26 protein-coding genes are annotated in these 24,108 nt (G+C 61.2%); 17 read left to right on the forward strand and 9 right to left on the reverse strand.

What is annotated here, in order from left to right; all coding sequences use genetic code 11:
• Window positions 1–93: 93 nt before the first annotated feature.
• The 3 genes from JAB6_RS28060 to kynU are packed head-to-tail and all read right to left on the reverse strand — an operon-like array spanning window position 94 to window position 2,809.
• Complete coding sequence (locus tag JAB6_RS28060; RefSeq protein ID WP_070306139.1) at window positions 94–639, reverse strand: alpha/beta hydrolase; 546 nt, start codon at window positions 637–639, stop codon at window positions 94–96.
• Window positions 640–662: 23 nt separating this feature from the next.
• The gene (gene kynA / locus JAB6_RS28065) at window positions 663–1,550 is read right to left on the reverse strand and encodes a tryptophan 2,3-dioxygenase (protein WP_070306140.1); all 888 of its coding nucleotides are present in this window, start codon (window positions 1,548–1,550) and stop codon (window positions 663–665) included.
• An 8-nt stretch (window positions 1,551–1,558) separates the two neighbouring features.
• Window positions 1,559–2,809 (reverse strand): kynureninase, encoded by a 1,251-nt coding sequence (kynU, locus tag JAB6_RS28070; protein ID WP_070306141.1) that lies wholly within the window; start codon window positions 2,807–2,809, stop codon window positions 1,559–1,561.
• A 606-nt stretch (window positions 2,810–3,415) separates the two neighbouring features.
• Between kynU and flhD the strand changes: the two genes are divergently transcribed.
• The 14 genes from flhD to cheY all read left to right on the forward strand — a co-directional run bounded on the left by flhD (window position 3,416) and on the right by cheY (window position 16,370).
• Window positions 3,416–3,733 carry a flagellar transcriptional regulator FlhD gene (flhD, locus tag JAB6_RS28075; protein ID WP_034758381.1) on the forward strand — a complete coding sequence of 106 codons (318 nt, stop codon included), beginning with the start codon at window positions 3,416–3,418 and terminating at the stop codon, window positions 3,731–3,733.
• 45 nt (window positions 3,734–3,778) lie between these two features.
• Window positions 3,779–4,342, forward strand: a complete 564-nt coding sequence (gene flhC / locus JAB6_RS28080) for a flagellar transcriptional regulator FlhC (RefSeq protein WP_070306143.1) — start codon at window positions 3,779–3,781, stop codon at window positions 4,340–4,342.
• Between the two features lie 77 nt (window positions 4,343–4,419).
• Complete coding sequence (locus tag JAB6_RS28085) at window positions 4,420–5,226, forward strand: class I SAM-dependent methyltransferase (protein WP_254671821.1); 807 nt, start codon at window positions 4,420–4,422, stop codon at window positions 5,224–5,226.
• 218 nt (window positions 5,227–5,444) lie between these two features.
• A complete protein-coding gene (gene motA / locus JAB6_RS28090) occupies window positions 5,445–6,305 on the forward strand; it encodes a flagellar motor stator protein MotA (RefSeq protein WP_034758373.1) in 861 nt (286 codons plus the stop codon).
• A gap of 58 nt (window positions 6,306–6,363) precedes the next feature.
• Entirely contained in the window at window positions 6,364–7,338 is a 975-nt protein-coding gene (motB, locus tag JAB6_RS28095; protein WP_034758370.1) for a flagellar motor protein MotB, read from the forward strand.
• Window positions 7,339–7,384: 46 nt separating this feature from the next.
• On the forward strand, window positions 7,385–7,933 hold the full coding sequence (locus JAB6_RS28100; RefSeq protein WP_070219714.1) for a chemotaxis protein: 549 nt from the start codon (window positions 7,385–7,387) through the stop codon (window positions 7,931–7,933).
• 83 nt (window positions 7,934–8,016) lie between these two features.
• Window positions 8,017–8,382 (forward strand): response regulator, encoded by a 366-nt coding sequence (locus JAB6_RS28105; RefSeq protein WP_034758362.1) that lies wholly within the window; start codon window positions 8,017–8,019, stop codon window positions 8,380–8,382.
• A gap of 43 nt (window positions 8,383–8,425) precedes the next feature.
• A complete protein-coding gene (gene cheA, locus JAB6_RS28110) occupies window positions 8,426–10,624 on the forward strand; it encodes a chemotaxis protein CheA (RefSeq protein WP_070306147.1) in 2,199 nt (732 codons plus the stop codon).
• Window positions 10,625–10,654: 30 nt separating this feature from the next.
• Window positions 10,655–11,161: a chemotaxis protein CheW gene (locus JAB6_RS28115; RefSeq protein WP_034758356.1), complete on the forward strand. Its 507-nt coding sequence runs from the start codon at window positions 10,655–10,657 to the stop codon at window positions 11,159–11,161.
• A gap of 195 nt (window positions 11,162–11,356) precedes the next feature.
• On the forward strand, window positions 11,357–13,084 hold the full coding sequence (locus JAB6_RS28120; protein ID WP_070306149.1) for a methyl-accepting chemotaxis protein: 1,728 nt from the start codon (window positions 11,357–11,359) through the stop codon (window positions 13,082–13,084).
• A 70-nt stretch (window positions 13,085–13,154) separates the two neighbouring features.
• Window positions 13,155–14,027: a CheR family methyltransferase gene (locus tag JAB6_RS28125; RefSeq protein ID WP_034758347.1), complete on the forward strand. Its 873-nt coding sequence runs from the start codon at window positions 13,155–13,157 to the stop codon at window positions 14,025–14,027.
• A 9-nt stretch (window positions 14,028–14,036) separates the two neighbouring features.
• Window positions 14,037–14,645 (forward strand): chemoreceptor glutamine deamidase CheD, encoded by a 609-nt coding sequence (gene cheD, locus JAB6_RS28130; protein ID WP_034758343.1) that lies wholly within the window; start codon window positions 14,037–14,039, stop codon window positions 14,643–14,645.
• A 108-nt stretch (window positions 14,646–14,753) separates the two neighbouring features.
• On the forward strand, window positions 14,754–15,824 hold the full coding sequence (locus JAB6_RS28135) for a chemotaxis response regulator protein-glutamate methylesterase (protein WP_035826603.1): 1,071 nt from the start codon (window positions 14,754–14,756) through the stop codon (window positions 15,822–15,824).
• Between the two features lie 147 nt (window positions 15,825–15,971).
• A complete protein-coding gene (gene cheY, locus JAB6_RS28140; protein ID WP_026132837.1) occupies window positions 15,972–16,370 on the forward strand; it encodes a chemotaxis response regulator CheY in 399 nt (132 codons plus the stop codon).
• Window positions 16,371–16,445: 75 nt separating this feature from the next.
• Here the strand turns inward: cheY and JAB6_RS28145 are convergent, their stop codons facing one another.
• Window positions 16,446–17,198 carry an SDR family oxidoreductase gene (locus JAB6_RS28145; RefSeq protein WP_070306151.1) on the reverse strand — a complete coding sequence of 251 codons (753 nt, stop codon included), beginning with the start codon at window positions 17,196–17,198 and terminating at the stop codon, window positions 16,446–16,448.
• A 15-nt stretch (window positions 17,199–17,213) separates the two neighbouring features.
• Between JAB6_RS28145 and JAB6_RS29520 the strand changes: the two genes are divergently transcribed.
• Entirely contained in the window at window positions 17,214–17,393 is a 180-nt protein-coding gene (locus JAB6_RS29520; RefSeq protein WP_175444632.1) for a hypothetical protein, read from the forward strand.
• Between the two features lie 98 nt (window positions 17,394–17,491).
• Window positions 17,492–17,944 carry a hypothetical protein gene (locus tag JAB6_RS28150; protein ID WP_139143545.1) on the forward strand — a complete coding sequence of 151 codons (453 nt, stop codon included), beginning with the start codon at window positions 17,492–17,494 and terminating at the stop codon, window positions 17,942–17,944.
• A 39-nt stretch (window positions 17,945–17,983) separates the two neighbouring features.
• Here the strand turns inward: JAB6_RS28150 and panC are convergent, their stop codons facing one another.
• The 5 genes from panC to metG form a co-directional block, all read right to left on the reverse strand.
• Window positions 17,984–18,823 carry a pantoate--beta-alanine ligase gene (gene panC, locus JAB6_RS28155; RefSeq protein WP_070306153.1) on the reverse strand — a complete coding sequence of 280 codons (840 nt, stop codon included), beginning with the start codon at window positions 18,821–18,823 and terminating at the stop codon, window positions 17,984–17,986.
• Window positions 18,824–18,877: 54 nt separating this feature from the next.
• Window positions 18,878–19,810 (reverse strand): ScpA family protein, encoded by a 933-nt coding sequence (locus JAB6_RS28160; protein WP_070306155.1) that lies wholly within the window; start codon window positions 19,808–19,810, stop codon window positions 18,878–18,880.
• Between the two features lie 17 nt (window positions 19,811–19,827).
• Complete coding sequence (locus JAB6_RS28165; protein ID WP_035826611.1) at window positions 19,828–20,037, reverse strand: DUF3460 family protein; 210 nt, start codon at window positions 20,035–20,037, stop codon at window positions 19,828–19,830.
• Window positions 20,038–20,144: 107 nt separating this feature from the next.
• Window positions 20,145–20,624, reverse strand: a complete 480-nt coding sequence (locus tag JAB6_RS28170) for a GNAT family N-acetyltransferase (protein ID WP_034758490.1) — start codon at window positions 20,622–20,624, stop codon at window positions 20,145–20,147.
• Between the two features lie 19 nt (window positions 20,625–20,643).
• Window positions 20,644–22,800 carry a methionine--tRNA ligase gene (metG, locus tag JAB6_RS28175; protein WP_070306158.1) on the reverse strand — a complete coding sequence of 719 codons (2,157 nt, stop codon included), beginning with the start codon at window positions 22,798–22,800 and terminating at the stop codon, window positions 20,644–20,646.
• Window positions 22,801–22,947: 147 nt separating this feature from the next.
• On the opposite strand from metG, the gene apbC reads away from it, so the two are divergent.
• Complete coding sequence (gene apbC / locus JAB6_RS28180) at window positions 22,948–24,036, forward strand: iron-sulfur cluster carrier protein ApbC (RefSeq protein WP_034758315.1); 1,089 nt, start codon at window positions 22,948–22,950, stop codon at window positions 24,034–24,036.
• Window positions 24,037–24,108 lie beyond the last annotated feature (72 nt).

Raw genomic sequence — 24,108 nt, forward strand, 5'->3', positions numbered from 1 at the left:
GGCGCCGGGGCGCCGCAATGGAAAGGCCACGATTCTGCCTGCGTTCTTACTTGTGGGCAAATGGGCGCGCGTCTATCGTGTGCGCGCCCTTGTTCAGGGCTGGTGCGCGGCGCAGAAGTCCAGCAGCAGCTGCTCACCGTCCGGCCACGGGCCGTAGCCGGCGTCGCCGTTGATATGCCCGGCGTCGCCGATCATGGTGAAATCGCTGCCCCAGGCGGCGGCAAACGCGCGTGCCCGCGCGAAGCTGACGTAGGGATCATCGCCGCTGGCCACCACCAGGCTGGGAAACGGCAAGGCTTGCAGCGGCATCGGCGCAAAGCCCGTCGTGCCGGACGGATAGGAGGGCGCTTCCACATCGCTGGGGGCGACGAGGAAGGCGCCGGCGATCTTGTGCGGCGAGCCGCTGGCAGCCCAATGGGCCACCAGCGTGCAGGCCAGGCTGTGCGCCGCCAGCACGGGCGGGCGCTCGCAGGCGGCGATGGCGCGGTCGAGCTCCGCCACCCATTCGTCCTTGTCCGGCGTCTGCCATTCCCCGTGCGGCACGCGCGACCATTGCGGGTGGCGCGCTTCCCAATGGGTTTGCCAGTGCTGCGGCCCGGAATTCCACAGGCCGGCCAGGGTCAGGACCAGAGGCGACATCATTTCTCCTTTTGAAATTGAAATCAGAGCTCCGTGCGTAAGGCAAAGAGCTCGGGGAACAATACCACGTCGAGCATCTTGCGCAAATAGCTGACGCCCGCCGTGCCGCCCGTGCCCGTCTTGAAGCCGATGATGCGCTCGACCGTCGTCACGTGGCGGAAGCGCCAGAAGCGGAAAGCCGTTTCCAGGTCCACCAGCTTTTCGGCCAGCTCGTACAGGGCCCAGTGTTTCGACGGGTCGCGGTAGACTTCCAGCCACGCTGCCTTGACGGAGGCGTCGGTGCTGGTCGGCAGGGTCCAGTCGGCATCCAGGCGCTCGGGGGCGATATACAGGCCGCTGCGCGCCAGCAGCTTGATCGACTCGTCGTAGACGGAGGGCGTGCGCAGGGCGGCGTCGAGCACCTTGTAGGTGTCCGGCGCCGTCGTATGCACGTTGAGCAGGGCGGCGTTCTTGTTTCCCAGGATGAATTCGATCTCGCGGTACTGGAAGGACTGGAAGCCGGACGAGGCGCCAAGGTAGGGACGGATGGCCGTGTATTCGGGCGGTGTCATGGTGGCCAGCACGTCCCAGGCGTGCACGAGCTGGTCCATGATGCGCGCCACGCGGGCCAGCATTTTAAAGGCGGGCGCCAGGTCGCCGCTTTGCAGGTTGGCGCGCACGGCATGCATTTCGTGCAGCATCAGCTTCATCCACAATTCGCTCGTCTGGTGCTGCACGATGAACAGCATTTCGTTGTGATTCGGTGACAGCGGATGCTGGGCCGTGAGGATGCGGTCCAGCGCCAGGTAATTGCCGTAGCTCATCGATTCGCTGAAATCCATCTGTGCGCCATGCCACTGCGCATCCTGGCCGCCCGCATGCATGGGGCAGCCGCTGGTGTTTTCCTTGTTCATATTCTTGTCGTCGCTCATGGGGGGATTCAGGTGACGGCATCGCGCTTGGCGGCGATGTCGTAGGCTAGTGTGTCGAGGATGTCGCGCAGGATTTCCACGGCATCCCACACGTCGGCAAAGCTCGTGTACAGGGGCGTGAAGCCGAAGCGCATGATGGCCGGTTCGCGGTAGTCGCCGATCACGCCGCGCGCGATCAGTGCCTGCATCACGGCATAGCCATGCGGGTGCGTGCAGCTGACCTGGCTGCCGCGGCGCGCATGCTCGCGCGGCGTGACGAGACCCAGCGGATGGCTGGCGCAGCGCTGCTCCACCAGCGCGATGAACAGGTCTGTCAGGGCCAGCGACTTGCGCCGGATGGCTTCCATGCTTGTTTGCGCAAAGATATCGAGGCCGCATTCGACGAGGGCCAGCGAGAGTATCGGCTGCGTGCCGCACAGGGCGCGGGCGATGCCGTCGGCGGGCGCGAAGCCCGGGTCCATAGCGAACGGCGTGGCGTGGCCCCACCAGCCGGACAAAGGCTGGCGGAAGCGTGCCTGGTGTTTTTGCGGCACCCAGATGAAGGCGGGCGAGCCGGGGCCGCCATTCAGGTATTTATAGGTGCAGCCGACGGCCAGGTCGGCGCCGGCGCCGTTCAGGTCCAGCGGCACGGCGCCGGCCGAATGGGCCAAGTCCCACAGCGCCAGCGTGCCCTGCGCGTGGCAATGGCTGCTGATGGCGGCCATGTCATGCTGGTAGCCGGTGCGGTAGTTGACGTGCGTGAGCATGGCGACGGCGCAATCGGTATCGATGGCTTGCGCCAGTTCCTCGGGACTGTCGACCAGGCGCAGCTGGTAACCGCGATCGAGCCAGGCGGCCAGGCCTTGCGCCATGTACAGGTCGGTGGGGAAGTTGCTGCGTTCGCTGACGATGATGCGCCGCGCGGCATGCGCGGGATCGCTGGCCTGCATCTGCAGGGCGGCGGCCAGGGCCTTGAACAGGTTGACGGAAGTGGTGTCGGTGATCACCACTTCGCCCGTGCCGGCACCCAGTAGCGGGGCCAGGCGGTCGCCCAGGCGCTTGGGCAGGTCGAACCAGCCGGCCGTATTCCAGCTGCGGATCAGGTCCGTGCCCCATTCTGCCGTGATGACGTGCTGGGCGCGGGCCAGGGCCGCTTTCGGCCGCGCGCCCAGGGAGTTGCCGTCGAGGTAAATCACGCCTTGCGGCAAGTCGAATTGCTGGCGCAAGGGCGCCAGGGGATCGTCGAGGTCGCGTGCGCTGCAGTCATGTCGAGAAATCATGGTGGCTTTCATATTGATACTTGTCTCAGTGGCACGATATTGCTTGAAGCTTAAAGTATTGTGCGGAAGCAGGCAGTGTAGCAAATCCACGCCGGAAAGCGGCATTTCCGCGCTCGAGGAGGCGGGCGAAGTGCCAGCCTGCGGGGCGTCAACGAGAAAAATCACGATTTTTAAAAATATTTTCAAATAACCCTAAAGTTTCGCCAGGCGCCGCCGTCAACGATTACATGAACGGTGTCAAACCGGCCAAAAAAGAATGCAGGTTTTTGAAATATTTTTCAAAAAAGCCCTAAAGTTCCTGCCAAGGCAGCCGTTATCTAGGTAGACAGGCTTGATTCCGATCAAGTTGTTGTAAAAAAGTGATATTTTTTACAGGCCAAAAATTGGCTAAATCCGGCATACAGCCAACCACCGACATCCGCGCCGTTACTGGCGTGCGACCATGATCGAGCAGTGTTTGTCAGACAAACACCTACGATCCCATCCGCTATTCCCCGACCAAAAATACAGCGCTGCGCCTCTGTTGCGTTTAATGTTGCTCCTGCAGAATGTATCTCACTGGCAACAAACAATGCCAGCTGAATTCAACGGATTGAGGAGATGGAAATGACTGCTAACGACATGATGGCTGAGATTCGCGACGCTAACCTGAGCTACCTGATGCTGGCCCAGCAAATGATTCGTGCGGACAAGGTAACGGCCATCTTCCGTTTGGGCATCGCCGCCGAAATCGCCGAACTGATCGAAGGCATGAGCAATGCGCAGATCCTCAAGCTTGCTGGCGGCAACATGATGTTGGCCCGCTTCCGCTTTGACGACAGCGCCATCCTGGGCATGTTGACGAACTACAATAAAGACCGTTCGCTGGCCCAGTCGCATGCAGCCATCTTGATGGCTGGTCAGGGCGTCGAAGAAATCGCTTGATGCAACAACCTTCAGTCAGTATCAGTCAGTAGCGGAGTACACAGCATGGCCAAGAAAAGTGTCGTATCGGAAGCGCAGGAAATCCAGCTGGCCATCGAATTGATACAGCTGGGCGCCCGCTTGCAACTGTTGGAGACGGAAGTCTCGCTGTCGCGCGAACGCCTGCTGAATCTGTACAAGGAATTGAAGGGCGTCTCGCCGCCCAAGGGCATGCTGCCGTTTTCCACCGACTGGTTCATCACCTGGCAACCGAATATCCATTCCTCGCTGTTCATCAATATCCACAAATTCCTCGTCGATCACGCCGGCGCCACGGGCATCGAAGCCGTGATGAAGGCGTATAAACTGTATCTGGAACAGATGCCGCCCGAAGCGGGCGAAGAGCCGCTGCTGTCGCTGACGCGGGCCTGGACCCTCGTGCGCTTTTTCAGCAGCAAGATGCTGGACATGGCGCCCTGCGGCAAGTGCGGCGGCAAGTTCGTCGTCAACTGCCTCGACCTGAACGCCGATTATGTGTGCGGCCTGTGCCACATGCCTTCGCGTGCCGGCAAGACCAAGAAGGCGCGCGATGAAGCGGCCGCTGGTGCATCGCCGAGTGTGGTTGTCTGAGCCATACATATATAAGACAGAGATACAAGACAAAGAGTTAGCCGGAGCCGGTCGCCTGACCGCACTCCGGCTTTTTCATGCCGGCATCGCTTACACTGGCGTTTTCCTCCTTCGACTACCCCATGCTGCAACAAATCCTGCGCGCGCCCGCGCTCAAGGCCATCCTGATCCAGGTGTTGGCCTTTCCCTTGATGTTGCTATTGGTGTATGGCCTGGCGCGCGCAGGCGTCGCCATGTCGCTGCCGGCCGTGGCGCTGGTGCAGGGCGTGCTGGCGGCGCTCATCACGTGGCGCGCGGGACTGGCGCGTTGGTGGTGCGCCATCGGCCTGCTGTTTGCGCCCGCCTTGCTGGCGGCCAGCCTGCTTGATTTGCCCCCGGCCGTGTTCCTGACGGCCTTTGTTTTCCTGCTGAGTCTGTACTGGTCCACATTTCGCACGCAAGTGCCGTTTTATCCGTCGGGGCCGCAGGTGTGGCAGGCCGTGGCCGGGCTGATCGTGGACCGTCCCGGCGTGCGCCTGATCGATATCGGCAGCGGCCTGGGCGGCCTGGTGCTGGACCTGGCGCGGCGCCGGTCCGACGGGCAGTTCTCCGGCATCGAACTGGCGCCGCTGCCGTGGCTGGCAAGCCGATTGCGCGCGAAGCTGGCGGGCAGCCGCGCGCGCTTCCTGCGCGGCGACTACGAAGCGCTCGATTTCGGCCGCTACGACGTGGTGTTTGCCTACCTGTCGCCGGCGGCGATGGCAGCCCTGTGGAGCAAGGCGGAAAGGGAAATGTTGCCCGGTAGCATGCTTCTTAGTTACGAATTCCAGATTGCGGCACGCAAGCCCGATAAGACCATCGCCGCCACAGAGGGTGGTCCTTTGCTTTACATATGGTGCTTTTAAGCAATTGTCTGCGTTATTTGCTTGCCCGTGGGGCAATCTCACGTTATTGTAGTTCCACACGGCATTTTCTCGGAATTGCGTTGAAAAGCGGGGCATTTCAATTAACTTTCGGTTACTTTTTTGCCACTGCCCTTGCCGGCGGCGCAGCCGCCAGAAGACAGGAACAGGTTTGAACATGCCGGGCACACAGCCCCGGCCATTATTGGGAGTCAGGGCACTTGTTAGTCATAATCGGATACATCATCGTTTGCGCCTCGGTCTTTGGCGGCTTCGCAATGGCCGGCGGCCATCTGGCGGCGCTGTTCCAGCCGCTGGAGTTGCTGATGATCGGCGGCGCCGCCCTGGGCGCCTTCCTTGTTGGTAACAATAACAAGGCCATCAAGGCAACGATCGCCGCCTTGCCGAGCCTGTTCAAGGGTTCGCGCTATACCAAAGAGCTGTATATGGAACTGATGTCCCTGCTGTTCGAAGTGCTCAGCAAGGTGCGCAAGGAAGGCTTGATGTCGATCGAAGGCGATATCGACAAGCCCGAGGAAAGCCCGCTGTTTTCCAAGTACCCGGCCGTGCTGGCCGACCACCACATCGTCGAATTCATGACCGATTACCTGCGCCTGATGGTGTCGGGCAATATGGACGCGTTCCAGATCGAAAACCTGATGGACAACGAAATCGAGACGCACCATCACGAAGGCGCCGTGCCGGCCCACGTGATCGCCAAGGTGGGCGATGGCTTGCCCGCGTTCGGTATCGTCGCCGCCGTGATGGGCGTGGTACACACGATGGAGTCGGTGGGCATCCCGCCGGCCGAGCTGGGCATGCTGATCGCACACGCGCTGGTCGGCACCTTCCTCGGCATCTTGCTGGCGTATGGTTTCGTCGGCCCGCTGGCCAGCCTGCTCGAGCAGAAGCTGGAAGAGTCGAGCAAGATGTTCCAGTGCGTGAAAGTGACCCTGCTGGCCAGCCTGAACGGCTACGCGCCGGCGCTGGCCGTGGAGTTCGGCCGCAAGGTGCTGTTCTCGACCGAGCGCCCGACGTTCAACGAGCTCGAAGACCATATCAAGAAATCGAAAACGAAGTAAGCAGTGAATATACGCCTGGATACCATGAGTCATTTGCAGCACACGGAAGGGGGACGCCATGGCCGATGAAGGCATGCGCCCGATTATCGTCAAGCGTATCAAGAAGACGGCTGGCGGGCACCATGGCGGGGCGTGGAAAATCGCCTACGCTGACTTTGTCACGGCCATGATGGCCTTCTTCCTGCTGATGTGGCTGCTGGGCTCCACCTCGAAGGGCGACTTGAACGGCATTTCCGAATTCTTCAAGACGCCGCTGAAAGTGGCGATGGCAGGCGGCTCAGGCAGCGGCGAGAGCAATTCCGTGATCCAGGGCGGCGGCCAGGACTTGTCGCGCCAGGATGGGCAGGTGCGCAAGGCGCAGGAAGAGCAGCAGCGCAAATCGTTCGACCTCAATTCCGCTAAGGCCGCGCTCGAGCGCGAAGAGGGCAAGCGCCTGCAGGCGCTCAAGGCGCGCATCGAAGCGACCATCGACGCCAATCCCCTGCTGAAAAAATACAAGAACCAGTTGCTGCTCGATATCACCAGCGAAGGCTTGCGCATCCAGATCGTCGACGAGCAGAACCGTCCGATGTTTGCGCTCGCCAATGCGAATCTGCAACCGTACACCAAGGAAATCCTGCACGCGATCGGCTTCGTGCTCAATGAAGTGCCAAACCGCATCGGCCTGTCCGGCCATACGGATTCGACGCCCTACATGAGCGATGCCGGCTACAGCAACTGGGAATTGTCGGCCGACCGCGCGAATGCGTCGCGGCGCGAACTGGTGATCGGTGGCATGAAGGAAGAGAAAGTCTTGCGCGTGGTGGGCCTCGGTTCGGCCGCCCACCTGGACAAGCTCGATCCCTTCAATCCGATCAACCGGCGCATCAGCATCATCGTCATGAACAAACGCACGGAAGAAAATGTCCTGCGCGATGGTTCGGCGATCGAGCTGCCGGTGACCGATGCCGCTTCCGCCGCTGTCGCGTCAGGGCTGGCGGCCGGTGCGCCGCCCGCGGCGCCAGTCCCCGCCCCGGCAGCGGCGAAAAAATAACACGCAAGGCTGTCGACGCGTGGTGTATTGAAACAATGAGACCTTTATGACAAGAAAGAAAATACTTGGCTCGCATGTAAAGCGCCTGCTGTCTGGCGTGTCGGACCATGGCCGCAAGCACTTGACGGAGGTGGAAACCGACCTGGTGCAGACCGGCATCTTGCTGGAAGAGGCGATCGAGAAGCTGTCCTTCAATTTCATGGCGATACACGCAGCCGTCGCTGCGCAGCAAGACACCATCGCGCTGCTGCTCGACGGCGGTATTCCGGCCGAGCAGCAGCGCGAAAAACTGCTGGCGTTGCAGGATGAGGTGGGGGGCTATGTGAATGCGGCCATCACCAGCATGCAATTCCAGGACATGACCAGCCAGCTGATCGAGCGCACCTTGAAGCGCGTGACGGGCTTGCGCGAGTTCCTCGGGACCCTGGGCGAGCATGGCGCGGAGATGTTGCCGGAGAGCGACAATGAAGAAATTGTCGCCTTGCTGGGGCGGGTCAGCATGGCGCTGGCGATTCAAAGCCTGGAGTTGCGCAGCGTGCTGCGCAAGGCTGTCAGTCAACAGCATTTGGAAAGTGGCGACATCGAGCTGTTCTAGCATGCCAGTGCGGAGCGCTTGTGGTTGCATGGATTGATTAATCAAATACTCGGGCAGGATGCCCGGAATAAGTGGGAGCAAAGATGGCCAAAACGATACTTGCAGTGGACGATTCCAGCTCATTGCGCCAGATGGTGGCGTTCAGCCTGAAAGCCGCCGGTTACCAGGTGGTGGAGGCCGTCGACGGCCAGGACGGACTGGAAAAAGCCAAGCTGCAAACCGTGGACCTGGTATTGACGGACCAGAACATGCCGCGCATGGATGGCCTGGAACTGATCAAGCTGTTGCGCGAACTGCCGACCTACCAGAAGGTACCCATCCTGATGCTGACGACGGAGTCGTCGGACGAGATGAAATCGAAAGGACGTGCCGCCGGCGCCAATGGCTGGCTGGTCAAGCCGTTCGATCCGCAACGCCTGATCGAAGTGGTCAAGAAGGTGATCGGCTGATGCCAGCCGCGCAGTGCAACGATGCAATTGACGGAGTCACCCTATGACCATCGATATTAGCCAGTTTTTTCAGGTCTTTTTCGATGAGGCCGAAGAACTGCTGGCTGAAAAAGAACGGCTGCTGCTGGCCGTTGATATTGCGGCGCCCGACGCCGAAGACCTGAACGCCATTTTCCGTACCGCCCATTCGATCAAGGGCGGCGCATCGACGTTCGGCCTCTCCGACATGAGCGAGGTGACGCACATCCTCGAGTCGCTGCTCGACCGTATCCGCCAGGGCCAGATGGCCCTGACGGCGGAACACGTCGACGCCTTCCTGGCGGCCAAGGATATCCTCAAGATGCAGCTCGACGGCCACCGTCTGGGCAGTGCCGTCGACCAGGATGCCGTGGCCAATGTGCGCATGATGCTGCAGTCGTTTTCGCAGGACGTGCCCGTGGCTGCGCTTACGCCCGTCGCACCGGCCTTCCATACGGCGGAAAAAGCCGCCGTCAGCCATGCCGGCGGCCATCGCATCCGCCTGGAACTGCCGGCCATGGAGCCGCGCGAAGTCGATGCGCTGGCGGCCGAACTGGGTTTGCTGGGCGATGTCGCCGTGTCCGCCTTGCCCGACGCGCGCAAGGTGCTGGAAGTGACGACGCATGAAAGCCTGGACGATATCCTGGCCATCTGCTCGTTCGTGCTCAATCCCGACGACATGGTGATCACGCAGGCGCCGCCACTGGCGCCAGGCGAAGCCGAAGCGGCCCGTGCGGCGCAGGAAAAAGCCCAGGGCTACGGTTTCTTCGACCCGCTGCCAGGCACGCCTGCTGCGCAGGGCGCGACGGACCCCGGTTATGGCTTCTTCCAGCCGCTCGAGGATATCCGCGCCGCCGCCGGCGTGCAGAGCGACGCCGAACAGGGCTACGGTTTCTTCCAGCCCCTCGAACAGATACGCGCCGATGCGGCCAAGGCGGGCAACGCCAGCGCCGCCGCGCCGGCCGTGGCCAGCGCCGTGGCCGAAGCGGAGCAGGAAAAGAAACCGGCCAAGAAAGAAGGCGACAAGGCCGGCGCCGAATCGTCGTCGATCCGCGTCTCGATCGAGAAAGTCGACCAGCTGATCAACCTGGTGGGCGAACTGGTGATCACGCAGGCGATGATCGAGCAGCGCGCCAGTGCGCTTGACCCGATGCTGCATGAAAAACTGCTCGACAGCGTCAGCCACCTGACGCGCAACACGCGCGACTTGCAGGAAGCGGTGATGTCGATCCGCATGATGCCGATGGATTTCGTCTTCTCGCGCTTCCCGCGCATGGTGCGCGACCTGGCGACGAAACTGGGCAAGAAGGTCGATTTCATCACGAATGGCGCCGCCACGGAACTGGACAAGGGCCTCATCGAGCGCATCGTCGATCCGCTCACGCACCTGGTGCGCAACAGTATCGACCACGGCGTGGAAATGCCGGCCGCCCGCGTGGCCGCCGGCAAGACCGAGGCCGGCCGCTTGTTCCTCTCGGCCAGCCACCAGGGCGGCAACATCATCATCGAGGTATCCGATGACGGCGCGGGCTTGAACCGCGAACGCATCCTGGCCAAGGCCGCGCAGCAGGGGTTGGACGTGTCCGAGACGATGAGCGACGCCGACGTGTGGCAGCTGATTTTCGCGCCCGGCTTTTCCACCGCCGAAGCCGTCACCGACGTGTCGGGCCGCGGCGTGGGCATGGATGTCGTCAAGCGCAATATCAGCGCCATGGGCGGCGTCGTCGACATCCGTTCCGCGAAAGGCTTCGGCACGACGATTTCCATCTCGCTGCCGCTGACCCTGGCCATCCTCGACGGCATGTCGATCCGTGTCGGCGACGAAGTGTATATTTTACCGCTGGGCTTTGTCATCGAATCGCTGCAGCCAGCCGTTGAAGACATCAAGGACATCAGCGGCAAGGGGCAGGTGGTGAAAGTGCGCGGCGAATACCTGCCATTGATCCCGCTGTACCAGATGTTCGACATCGCGCCGCGCTTTACCAGCCCTTCGGAAGGCATCTGCGTGATTCTCGAGACGGAAGGGCGCAAGGCGGCCCTGTTTGTCGACGACCTGGTGGGACAGCAGCAAGTCGTGGTGAAAAACCTCGAATCGAATTACCGCAAGGTGGTGGGCATTTCCGGCGCCACCATCCTGGGCGATGGCGGCGTGTCGCTGATTCTCGATGTCGCCGCCCTGATCCGTTCCTCGCGCCAGCTGGCTGACGAGTCCATTTTTTCGTAATACCGATAGATAGAGATAGGAAAACGCACCATGTCAGATACTCAACAAACATCCGGAAGCAATGCGGGCGACGGCAAGGACATCGCCGGCCGTGAATTCCTGGCCTTCACCCTGGGCTCCGAAGAGTACGGCATCGATATCCTGAAGGTCCAGGAAATCCGCGGTTACGAAGCGGTCACCCGCATCGCCAACGCGCCTGAATTCATCAAGGGCGTGATCAACCTGCGCGGCATCATCATCCCCGTGGTCGACATGCGCATCAAGTTCAACCTGGGCACGCCCGTGTACGACCAGTTCACGGTGGTGATCATCCTGAACATCGGCGGCCGTATCGTCGGCATGGTGGTCGACAGCGTTTCCGACGTCACCACCCTGACGCCGGAGCAGGTGAAACCGGCGCCGGAAATGGGCACCGCCTTCTCGACCGACTACATGATCGGCCTGGGCACCATCGACGAGCGCATGCTGATCCTGGTCGACATCGACAAGCTGATGTCGAGCAGCGAGATGGGCCTGATCGACAAGCTGGCGGCGTAAGCCACCGCATGGCAGCAAGGCGGCGCCCGGTGCGCCGCCGTTTTACCACGCAAAGAATCACTACAGATATGCATGTACCGGCGCGAATAGTATTTAGAGGCGCGCCGGCAGGCTGCAAGGTCCGACAGAGACCAGGCCACAACACGGCGCCGTCCGGTTGAACGGGCGCCGTTCACATAAATATTGGAGACTGTAATGAGTTTGCGCGATTTCAAGATAGGCACCCGGCTGGGGATAGGTTTTGGCAGCATTCTCGCCATCCTGGTGGTGGTGATCGTTTCGGCGAATGCACTGAATTACCGTAACAAGGCCCAGCTGCTCACGGGCCTGGAGCTGGCAAGCGAAAAGAATACACAGGCGTCGCTGATGAAAAGTGCGATGCTGGAAACCGGTATCGCCATGCGCAATATCGGCTTGCAGGGCGATGTGGCCCTGATGCAGGCGGAAGAGGGCAAAGTGCGCGCGCAGCGCAAGCTGTACGACGGCGCGCGCGGCAAGCTGGCCACCCTGGGCCTGTCCGATGGCGAAAAGGCGCTGCTGGCCAATATCGCCAAGGTCGACGGCGAAGTCGATGCCGCCTTCAAGGAAGCGATGGGGCAGGTGCTGGCGTTTAACAGCGAGGGCGCGGCGAAGGTGATCGCCACCCGCATCGATCCCTTGAACAAGACGACCCTGGCCGATATCAACAAGCTGCTCGACTTGCAGCACGTGGCGCAGCAAAGCTTCATGGACGACTCGCTGGCGGCCGATGCGCGCCTGATGACGGTACTGTTCATCCTGGGCGGCGCGGCGGTGGCGATCGGCGCCTGGTGCGCCATCTTCATCACGCGCTCGATCACGGTGCCGCTGTCCGGCGCAGTGGCCGTGGCGCAGAAGGTGGCGGCCGGCGAACTGACGTCGCGCGTGGTGGTCGAAGGCAAGGATGAAACGAGCGCGCTGCAGCAGGCATTGAAGGACATGAACGAGAGTCTGGTGCAGACGGTCAGCGACGTACGCAAGGGAACGGAAACCATCACCGTGGCCTCGCGCGAGATCGCCAGCGGCAATGCGGACCTGTCGGCGCGCACGGAAACGCAGGCCAGTTCGCTCGAAGAGACGGCGTCGTCGATGGAAGAGCTGACGTCGACCGTGAAGCAGAACGCGGACAACGCGCGCCAGGCCAACCAGCTGGCCGTGTCGGCATCGTCGGTGGCGGAGCAGGGCGGCAAGGTGGTGGCGCAAGTGGTCGATACCATGGGTTCCATCAAGGACAGCTCGCGCAAGATCGTCGACATCATCGGCGTCATCGACGGCATTGCGTTCCAGACGAATATCCTGGCATTGAATGCGGCCGTCGAAGCGGCGCGCGCAGGCGAGCAGGGGCGCGGTTTTGCGGTGGTGGCGTCGGAAGTGCGCAATCTGGCGCAACGATCGGCTGGCGCAGCCAAGGAAATCAAGGGCCTGATCGGCGACTCGGTCGACAAGGTCGATGCCGGCAGCCGCCTGGTGGACGAGGCGGGGCAGACCATGGGCCTGATCGTCACGTCGATCCGGCAGGTGGCCGATATCATGGGCGAGATCACGGCGGCGACGCAGGAACAGAGCCACGGCATCGAAGAGGTCAACCAGGCCATCGCGCAGATGGACCAGATGACGCAGCAAAATGCGGCGCTGGTCGAGGAAGCGGCGGCGGCCGCCGAAAGCATGCAGGAGCAGGCGCAGAATCTGGGCGACGCCGTCAGCATCTTCAAGCTCGATGGCGAGAGCGCGGCGCAGGCGGCCATGCCCGCACCCGTGCCAGCGCCGGTAGTAAAAGCGGAGGCACGGCCGGCACCGGGTGTGGCGGCAAATACACGGCGGTTGGCACAGACGGCGCAAGCCGGCTCGCCACCGCCTGCGAAAAAGCTGGCGGCGGCCGGCGGCGACGATTGGGAAGAGTTCTAACGCCAACCCGGTCCCGCTAGTTATACTTGCAAAGGCATTGGTCAGAGTAGTCATAGAGAGGTAAAAACAAATGCCGCAAACTAAAACGGATTCGGTCAAGGAATTTGATTTCACTGGCAAGGACTTCGAACGGGTCCGCGCCATGATTTACAAGCGGGCCGGCATCGCGCTGGCCGACAGCAAGCAGGAAATGGTCTACAGCCGCCTGGCCAGGCGATTGCGCGCGACCGGCATCTCCTCGTTCGTCCGCTACCTGGACGACCTGGAAGCGGGCCGCATGGGCGACGAGTGGGAAGCGTTCACGAATGCGCTGACGACCAACCTGACGTCGTTCTTCCGCGAGGCGCATCACTTCCCGCTGCTGGCCGAGCATGTGAAAAAACTGAACGGGCCGATCACCATCTGGTGTTCGGCCAGTTCCACCGGCGAGGAGCCGTACTCGATCGCCATGACGGTGTGCGAGGCGTTCAATACGCTCACGCCGCCCGTCACCATCATCGCCACGGACATCGACACGAACGTGCTGGCCACGGCCGCCAATGGCGTCTACAACCTGGACCGGCTCGACAAGATGCCGGCCGACCGTGCGCGGCGCTTTTTCTTGCGCGGCAAGGGCGACCGCGAAGGACAGGTGCGGGTGCGCCCGGAACTGCGCCAGATGATCACCTTCAAGCCGCTCAACCTGCTGGCCGACGGCTGGCCATTGACGGGGCAGTTCGACGTCATCTTTTGCCGCAACGTGATGATTTATTTTGACAAGGCGACGCAGCGCAAGATCCTGTCGCGCTTTGTGCCACTGATGAAGCCTGATGCCCTGCTGTTTGCGGGCCATTCGGAGAATTTTCTGTACGTGTCGGATTCATTGAAGCTGCGCGGTAAAACAGTCTATGAGCTCGACCAGCCCCGGGGCGCCGCGCCCAAGGCAACGTCGCATCGTACATGAGAGTGAAATATGAGCCTGGAATCCAAAGAGCAATTCGCCACTAACGTCTATTACGACAGGACGTTCAACTGTGACGCCGCCAAGATCTTGCCTGGTGAGTACTACTTTACCAACAAGGACATGCTGATCGTCACCGTGCTCGGCTCCTGCGTCTCGGCCTGCATCCGCGACCGCGTCACGGGCCTGGGCGGCATGAACCATTTCATGCTGCCCGATGGCGGCAGCGATCCGAACAGCCCGATTTCCGCGTCGATGCGCTATGGCACCTACGCCATGGAAATCCTGATCAATGATTTGCTGAAGGCGGGCGCGCGGCGCGAGAACATGGAAGCGAAAGTGTTCGGCGGCGGCGCCGTGCTGCGCGGCTTCACGGCGATCAACGTCGGTGAACGCAATGCGGCCTTCGTCATCAACTACCTGAAAGCGGAAAAGATGCGCGTGGTGGCCGAAGACCTCAACGACATCCACCCTCGCAAGGTCTACTTCTTCCCCCGCAGCGGCAAGGTGCTGGTGAAAAAGCTGATGCAGACGCATAACGATACGCTGGTGCGCCGCGAACTCGATTACGCCAGCCGCCTCAAGGTCGCGCCGGTGGGCGGCGAAGTCGAACTGTTCTGACAAACACCCGACCAAACCTGCTGCGCGTCGCGCTGTGCGGCTTGCGGCGGTTTGTCCGGTGTACTAATTTAATAAAGAATACGGGCCGCAAGGCCTGGAAGGATAACTATGAAGATCAAGGTATTGATCGTGGATGACTCGGCGCTGATCCGCAGCGTCATGACGGAAATCGTAAACAGCCAGCCCGACATGGAAGTGGTGGGCGCGGCGCCCGATCCGCTGGTGGCGCGCGAGATGATCAAGCAGACCAACCCCGACGTGCTGACCCTCGACGTCGAGATGCCGAAGATGGATGGCCTGGACTTCCTGGAAAAACTGATGCGCTTGCGCCCGATGCCGGTATTGATGGTGTCGTCCTTGACCGAGCGCGGTTCGGAAATCACCATGCGCGCGCTGGAACTGGGCGCCGTCGATTTCGTCACCAAGCCGAAGATATCGATCCAGAGTGGCATGCGCGAGTACACGGACATGATCGCCGACAAGATCCGCGCCGCCTCGAAGGCGCGCATCCGCGCGCGCACCCTGCCGTCGGCCGGCGACAAGGTGGCCGCGCCGCTGCCTGCCCTGCGCAGTCCATTGACGTCGAGCGAAAAGCTGATCATCGTGGGCGCCTCGACGGGCGGCACGGAAGCGATCCGCGAATTCCTCATGCAGATGCCGTCCGATTGCCCCGGCATCCTGATCACGCAGCACATGCCGGAAGGCTTTACGCGCTCGTTCGCGCGCCGCCTCGATTCGCTGTGCAAGATTTCGGTGCAGGAAGCGGCAGGCGGCGAACGCGTGCTGCCCGGCCACGCCTACATCGCGCCCGGCCATTCGCACCTGACCCTGACGCGCAGCGGCGCCAACTACATGACCAAGATCGACCAGGGCGAACCGGTGAACCGCCACCGCCCGTCCGTCGATGTGCTGTTCCGTTCGGCCGCGCAATCGGCCGGTAAAAATGCCGTCGGCGTGATCCTCACCGGCATGGGCAAGGATGGCGCACAAGGCATGTTGGAGATGAAGGCCGCAGGAGCGTATAATTTTGCGCAGGATGAAGCCAGTTGCGTGGTGTTCGGCATGCCGCGCGAGGCGATCGCTGTCGGTGCTACGCATGAGGTCGGTGCTTTGACGGCGCTGCCTGGCATGGTGCTGGGACACCTGGCGGCGCATGGTATGCGTGCTTTGCGCGTGTAAGCCACGTTTTATATGATCTGAGGCAAGTTTGTTCGCCTAAAAGCAACGAAAATGCTATCCTACAACTTGCTGCCGTAGTGTCGACCATAATGTCGGCATTCATGTCGATATTATTAACAAACCGCTACAGAAACAACGGAGTTATTCATGGCTGATCCAAAGATGAAATTTTTAGTCGTTGACGATTTTTCGACGATGCGCCGCATTGTCCGGAATCTGTTGAAGGAACTGGGTTATGCCAACGTCGATGAGGCGGAAGACGGCGTGATGGGCCTGGCCAAGCTGCGCGCGGAATCGTTTGATTTCGTCGTGTCGGACTGGAACATGCCAAACATGGATGGCCTGACGATGCTGCAGCATATCCGCGCCGATCCCGCACTGGCCAAGCTGCCCGTGCTGATGGTCACCGCCGAAGCGAAAAAAGAAAACATCATCGCCGCCGCGCAAGCTGGCGCCAGCGGTTATGTCGTCAAGCCGTTCACGGCCGCGACCCTCGATGAAAAGCTGAACAAGATTTTCGAGAAGCTGGAAAAAGCCGGCGCCTGATCCAGGCTTGACCGTTATCAAGAAAACGCTGCCCGTGCAAACCGGCAGCGTTTTTTTCGTCAGTTCGCGCCTTGCTTACACCAGGCCGCCATTCGCACGTAACGTTTGTCCATTCACCCAGCGGCCATCCGGCCCGGCCAAAAAAGCCACGGCCGCGGCGATATCGTCCGGCGTACCCAGGCGTTCCAGGGGCGCCATCTTGGCCATGCGCGCTATCGTTTCTTCCGTCTTGCCGTTCAAGAACAGGGCCGTGGCCGTGGGGCCGGGGGCGATGGCATTGACGGTGATGTTCTTGCCGCGCAGTTCCTTGGCAAAGATATTCGTCATCGTCTCGATGGCCGCCTTGGTGGCGGCGTAGACGGCATAGCCGGGCAGGGCCAGGCCGATCACGCTGGTCGAGAAATTGACGACGCTGCCGCCGTGGCGCAAGCGCGTCGCCGCCTGGCGCATGGTGCTGAAGCTGCCCTTGACGTTGATGGCGAACAGGCTGTCGAAGGTGGCGTCGTCGGTCTCGGCCAGGGTGGGCAGCGCGGGCGGCATGATGCCGGCGTTGTTGACCAGCACATCGACGCCGCCGTAAGCCGCTTCGGCCGCATCGAACAGCGCTTGCACGTCGCTTGCCTCGGCCACGTTGGCCTTGACGGCGATGGCGGCGCCGCCTTCGGCCATGATGGCTGCCACCAGCTCGTCCGCCGCATCCTTGCCGCTGGCGTAGTTGACAACGACCTGGATGCCGTCGCGCGCCAGGCGGCGGGCGATGGCCGCGCCGATGCCGCGCGAGGCGCCCGTGACGATGGCTACCTTGGCAGAGTTGGATGTTGTGTTCATGGGCGTTCTCCTGTGATGGTGGGAGGCCTGCATGCTGTTGCCGCGAGCCAGTGCCATCATTTTGATCTTTATTCATGGATGGATAAAGATGGCGATTTTGATTTCAATGTGCAAATTGCATTAACAATGATGCTTGGCCTGCCTGGCAGGACAGGCAAGATCCCGCAGGTTTCAGGAGATTGCGCAAAGGAATGAAATATTTCCTAAAGTTAACTTTACACGTCAAATAATTTGGCCCATGATCGCTGCAGTATTCCACCTCTGTCCCCGACCCCGACACGAAGGAGCGCACGATGCGCCGAGCACCCGTATTATTTTTCGCCCTGAGCACGACCCTGTTGGCGGCCTGTGGCGTGAGCCTTGAACAAACCACCGCTGCGCCTGTCGCGTCTGTCGAGATGCAGGAGCCGGCCGCGCAGCCGCCTGCCGAAGCCGATGGCCGGCATGCCTATCTGCACCGCGTGGGCGGCCAGGATTATGTCAGCCTGAGCCAGAGTGGCCCCGAGGGCGGCTTGCCTATCCTCACGGGTACGCAGCGCCATGCGCGCGCCATTCGCCTGCTGGCGGCCGATCCTGCCCAGGTACGGGCCATCCTGCGCAGCCTGAGGCTGCCTGCGAACCAGCGCAAGCTGTGGGCGGGAGAGGAAATCGTGCTCGACGCGGCCAGCTATGACATGTTGCAAGCGGCCCGCGGCAGCAACAAGCCGCTGTTTGCCGAACTGAAATTGGTAGGGATGGAGAAGTAGAGAAAGAAACGGGGCCGAATGGCCCCGTTGTGACAATGCTTAAATTTCGAGGTTGTCGATCAATCTGGTTTGTCCCAGTTTGGCGGCGGCCAGCACCACCAGCGGCTCGCCGGCGGCCAGTTCGGCGGCGCTCGGTGCTTGCAGGTTGGCGCGCTTGCGCACGGCGATGTAGTCCGATTTCCAGCCGCGGCTGTTCAACAGTTGCATGCTGGCCTGTTCCAGTTCGCCCACGGCCAGATTGCCCTTGCGCACTTCCTCGGCCACGAAATTAAGTCCCTTGTACAGTTCCGGTGCTTCCGTGCGTTCGCTTTCCGATAAATACATATTGCGCGACGATAAGGCCAGGCCATCTTCCGCGCGGTAGGTTTCCGCAGCGATGATTTCCGTCGGCAGCGCGAACTGGCGCGCCATGTTGCGGATGATCATCAGCTGCTGGTAATCCTTCTTGCCGAACACGGCCACGCGCGGGCCCACGCACGAGAACAGCTTGGTGACGACCGTGCACACGCCTTCGAAGAAGCCGGGGCGGAACTCGCCTTCCAGGGTATTGCCCAGGTCATCGGGCGGGCGCACGCGGTATTCCTGCGGTTCCGGGTACAGTTCCTTTTCCGTCGGCGCGAACAGCACGTACACGCCTTCCTTTTCCAGCTTGGCGATGTCGGCCGCCATCGTGCGCGGATATTTCTCGAAGTCTTCGTTCGGGCCGAATTGCAGGCGGTTGACGAAGATCGAGGCGACGACGGGGTCGCCATGCTTGCGCGCCAGGCGCATCAGCGACAGATGGCCTTCGTGCAGGTTGCCCATGGTAGGGACGAACGCCGTGCGCAGCTGTCCGCTGAGCTGGTCGCGCAATTCTTCGATGTCGGAAATAATTTTCATGGATTGCTTTCGCTAAAACCCCGTTGTACGGTGGTCAGTGACAAAGGGAAGGGGTCAGGCGGGCGAATAGGCCAGCCGGACGTAGATGGGGGCAAACGGTTCTGCCTGCGTGATTTCGATCAGGGTTTCCTTGGCCAGTTCCAGCAGGGCCACGAAGTTGACCACCACCACGGGTACGCCGCCGGCAATGTCGAACAGCTCGCTGAACTCGACGAAACGCGACGATTGCAAGTGGCGCAGGATGCTCGACATGTGCTCGCGCACGGACAGTTCCTGGCGGCTGATGCGGTGATGCTGGGTCAGCTTGGCCCGCTTCAGCACGTCGAGCCACGCCTGCTGCAAGTCCACCGGTTCCACGTCGGGCCAGGTGGGCGTCAGGCTTTGCTCGATGAAAATCTGCGTGCGCACGAAATCGCGCTCGAACTGGGGGATGGCGTTCAGGTCGTAGGCGGCCAGCTTGATCTGCTCGTACTCGAGCAGGCGGCGCACCAGTTCGGCACGGGGGTCGCCGCCATCTTCCTCGACGTCACTCTTGCGCGAAGGCAAGAGCATGCGCGACTTGATCTCGATCAGCATGGCGGCCATCAACAGATACTCGGCGGCCAGTTCCAGGTTGCGCACGCGGATCTGGTCGACATATTTCAGATATTGCAGGGTCACCTGCGCCATCGGGATATCGAGAATGTTGAAGTTTTGCTTGCGGATCAGGTAGAGCAGCAAGTCGAGTGGGCCTTCGAAGGCTTCGAGGAAGATTTCCAGCGCGTCCGGCGGAATGTACAAATCCGTCGGCATGCGCATCATCGGCTCGCCATACAGGCGGGCGATGCCCAGCGGGTCGGCGGCGGGCGCCGCGTCCGTTACCGTTGTTGCAGATGCTGCAGGGTCGCCGCTGCCGTCGCCGTCTGCGACAGGTGGGGGCGACTCGATGACTGCGCCGGCGCCGGAGGCGTCGGCTTCCGGCGTGACTGCAGACTCTTCAGGCAACATCGTGCCGGTTCCAGATCTTAGTTCTTGTTCTGGTAAACGTAAGCCTGTTGCTTGACGGCCGACGCCAGCTGGCGTTCCTGCTCATCGATGCTGACGGCTGGCTTGTCCCACAGCAGGGCGCGGCCCGCTTGCTGGCCCGCTTCCATGCCAGGGTTCTTGGCCTTCAGTTCGGCGATGAACAAGGTGTGGTCGGATACGTAGTTGGTGTGTTTTGCAGGCAGTTTCATATTCTCTTCTGAGTGTCTTATGGGTAAGGTCAGCCGGCCGTATTTTACCGCGCCGTGCGGCTTGGCGGGTTGTTGTATCGGCAAGTCCGGGGCGAAATTGCTAAAAATCAATAACGCAGCAAACGCCGCATCACCATCGGTGCCGGTTCTGCGGGGTTGGCGTGCGAATATTCCAGTTCTTCGGCCAGGTCGAATTCGAAGGCCGCATAAAAATCGATCAGCTTGCGCTGGTCGCGCCGCACTGCCAGGCGCAATTCCTCGGCCTGGCAGGACAGGCCGTGATGAATGATGGCTTCGAGCAAGTGCTGCGAGACGTGGCTGCCCCGGTAGGCGGGCAGCACGCCCATGCGTGAAATCTTCCAGATGGCGGGGTCGCTGTCGAGCGGCATCCAGCGCAGCGAACCGGCGGGAATGTCGTCGATCAGCAACAGAAAACCGCCGCCGTGGCGCAATTGCTCCGCCACTTGCTCGGCCGTCTCGTGGTGTCCACTGGACGAGGCTGCCACCTTGCCGGCCCATGCGGCGCGGGTCAGCTCGGCCATCAGCTGTGCATCGGCATTCGTTGCTTCGCGCACCACGATATTCATCATCGGTCCTTGTGGGCGCTTAGCGGATGCGCATGCCAGGTTCGGCGCCCGGCCACGGGTTCAGGATGTAGATGCCCGGATTCGCTTTCTCGTCGGCGGCGGACGCGGCCATGACCATGCCTTCGGAAATGCCGAACTTCATCTTGCGCGGCGCCAGGTTGGCCACCAGCACCGTCAGCTTGCCGACCAGTTCTTCCGGCTGGTAAGCCGAGCGGATGCCGGAGAACACATTGCGCAAGCGGCCTTCGCCCGCATCCAGGGTCAGGCGCAGCAGCTTGTCCGAGCCGTCGACCAGTTCGCAGTTGACGATCTTGGCGATGCGCAGGTCGACCTTGAGGAAGTCGTCGATCTTGATCTCGGGCGCCAGTTCTTCGATGGCGGCAGCGGCTGCCACTGGAGCTGCGGCGTCATTCGCGGCGTCGCCGGCCGGCGCGGCAATGGCGGCGGCCGCTTGCGGCGCGTCGAACAGCGCTTCGATCATCTTCGCATCCATGCGCGTCATCAAATGGCTGTAGGCGCCGATGGTGCGGCCCAGCATGCTGTTCGAGACGGCGTCGCCGAACACCTGCGTGTCGGCCCAAGTGAATTCTGCGTCGTTGAGGAACGATGCCACGTTCTTCGCCACGCCCGGCAGGACCGGCGACAGCAGGATCGTCAACTGGCGGAACAGGATCAGGGCCGTCGTGCATACGTCGTGCAGCTCCGCGGTCTTGTCCGCGTCCTTGGCCAAAATCCACGGCTTGTTTTCATCGACATACTGGTTGGTGATGTCGGCGATTTCCATGATTTCGCGCAAGGCCTTGCCGAATTCGCGGTTCTCGAAGTGCGCAGCGATGCTGGTCTGGCGCTCGACGATGACGCCGTTGACGTCCACCGTCAGCGCGCGGTTGATCCAGCTTTGCGCGCCTTCCGACAGCGTCGACGCCAGCTTGCCGTCGAAACGCTTGGCGATGAAGCCGGCGCAGCGGCTGGCGATGTTCACGTATTTGCCGATCAGGTCGCTGTTCACGCGGGCGACAAAATCTTCGCCGTTGAAGTCCAGGTCTTCCACTTTCGAGTTCAGCTTGAAGGCGATGTAGTAGCGCAGCCATTCCGGGTTCATGCCCAGGTCCAGGTAGCGCAGCGGCGAGATGCCCGTGCCGCGCGACTTCGACATTTTTTCGTTGTTGACCGTCAGGAAGCCATGCACGTTGACTTTCAGTTTGTCGATCACCGGGTGATTGGCGAACTTCAGCATGGCGGGCCAGAACAGCAAATGGAAGGAAACGATGTCCTTGCCGATGAAGTGGATCTGTTCCGTCGACGGGTCATTCAGGAAGGCGTCGAAATCGATGCCTTTCTTGTCGCAATAGTTTTTCAGGCTGGCCAGGTAACCGACGGGCGCATCCATCCACACATAGAAGAATTTACCTGGTGCATCGGGAATCGGGATGCCGAAGTAGGGCGCGTCGCGCGAGATATCCCAGTCGGCCAGCTTTTCACCGGCTTCGCCCAGCCATTCGCTGACCTTGTTGACCATTTCCGGCTGCAAGCGGCCTGGCGTGTTGAGCCAATCCTTGAGGAATTCGAAGCAGCGCGGGTCGGACAGCTTGAAGAAATACTGTTCCGACGGCTTCATCACGGGCGTCGCGTTGGTAAACACGGAGAACGGGTTGACCAGGTCGGTCGGCTGGTAGGCGGCGCCGCACACTTCGCAATTGTCGCCGTACTGGTTCTTGGCGCCGCATTTCGGGCATTCGCCCTTGATGTTGCGGTCGGCCAGGAACATGCCTTTGACCGGGTCGAAGAAGCGGTCGACGGTTTTCGTGACGATCAGGCCCGTATCGCGCAGCTTGCGGTAGATCGATTGCGACAGGTCGACGTTTTCCGGCGAATCGGTCGAATACCAGTTGTCGAAGGCGATATGGAAGCCATCGAGATACTGGGCGCGGCCGGCCGCGATGTTGGCGACGAATTGCTGCGGCGTGATGCCTTCCTTTTCGGCGGCGATCATGATCGGCGTGCCATGCGTATCGTCGGCGCCCACAAAGTGCACTTCACGGCCGGCTTCGCCATCGCGTTGCATTCGCTGGAACCGGACCCAGATATCGGCCTGGATGTATTCCATGATGTGGCCAATGTGAAAAGCGGCGTTTGCGTAAGGCAGGGCAGTGGTGACGAACAGCTTGCGAGTCATGATTGATGCACTTTTGGGATGGATAATAGGACATTTTAACAGCGGAAAGGCAATATGAGCAGATGCAGCGCCGGCAAGTGATGCTTTTGCCTCCATCGCGCATGGCGATTTTGCGCTAGACTGCGCGTATTGCATACGGAGATAGTCATGAGCATCACAGTAGAAGACGTCAAGGCCGCACTGGCCCAGGTTATTGATCCAAATACACATAAAGATTTCGTTTCCAGTAAAACCGTCAAGAATCTGAAGGTCGACGGCGATGATATTTCCCTCGACATCGAGCTCGGCTACCCCGCCAAAAGCCAGATCGACCTGATCCGCAAATCCGTGCTGGCCGCCTTGCGCGTGCTGCCGGGCGTGGGCAACGTCAGCGTGGGCGTGTCGTCGAAAATCATTTCGCACACGGTGCAGCGCGGCTTGAAGCCGATGAGCAACGTGAAAAACATCATTGCCGTCGCTTCCGGCAAGGGCGGTGTTGGCAAATCGACCACGGCCGTCAACCTGGCCCTGGCTCTGGCGGCTGAAGGCGCCACCGTCGGCATGCTCGACGCCGATATCTACGGCCCGTCGCAACCGATGATGCTGGGCATCAGCGGCCAGCCGAAGACCCTCGACGGCAAGAGCATGGAGCCCATGGAAAACCACGGCCTGCAAGTGTCCTCGATCGGCTTCATGATCGATCCGGACGAGCCGATGGTGTGGCGCGGCCCGATGGTCACGCAAGCCTTGCAGCAATTGCTGGACCAGACCAACTGGCGCGACCTTGATTATTTGATCGTCGACATGCCGCCAGGCACGGGCGACATTCAATTGACCCTGTCGCAGAAAGTGCCAGTCACGGGCGCCGTGATTGTCACGACGCCGCAGGATATCGCGCTGCTCGACGCGCGCAAGGGCTTGAAAATGTTCGAGAAGGTCGGCATTCCTATCCTCGGCGTGGTGGAAAACATGAGCACGCACATCTGCTCGAACTGCGGCCATGCGGAAGAAATCTTCGGCGCCGGCGGCGGTGCGAAGATGTGCGCCGACTTCGGCGTGGAATTCCTCGGCGCCTTGCCGCTGACCATGGCGATTCGCCAGCAAACGGATTCGGGCACGCCCACCGTCGTGGCCGAGCCGGAAGGCCCCGTCGCCGTGATCTACAAGCAGATCGCCCGCACCATCGCGATCAAGGTGGCGGAAAAGGCGAAGGATATGACGAGCAAGTTCCCAAGCATCGTCATCAAGAACGACTAATTGTTGTGCTTGGCGCTCCCATGCGCCAAGGTCAGCAGGAATATGGTTTCATGCAGTCCGTGTTGTTATTTA

It is taken from the genome of Janthinobacterium sp. HH104 (assembly GCF_001758715.1).
In the GTDB taxonomy this organism is placed as follows: domain Bacteria; phylum Pseudomonadota; class Gammaproteobacteria; order Burkholderiales; family Burkholderiaceae_D; genus Janthinobacterium; species Janthinobacterium aestuarii.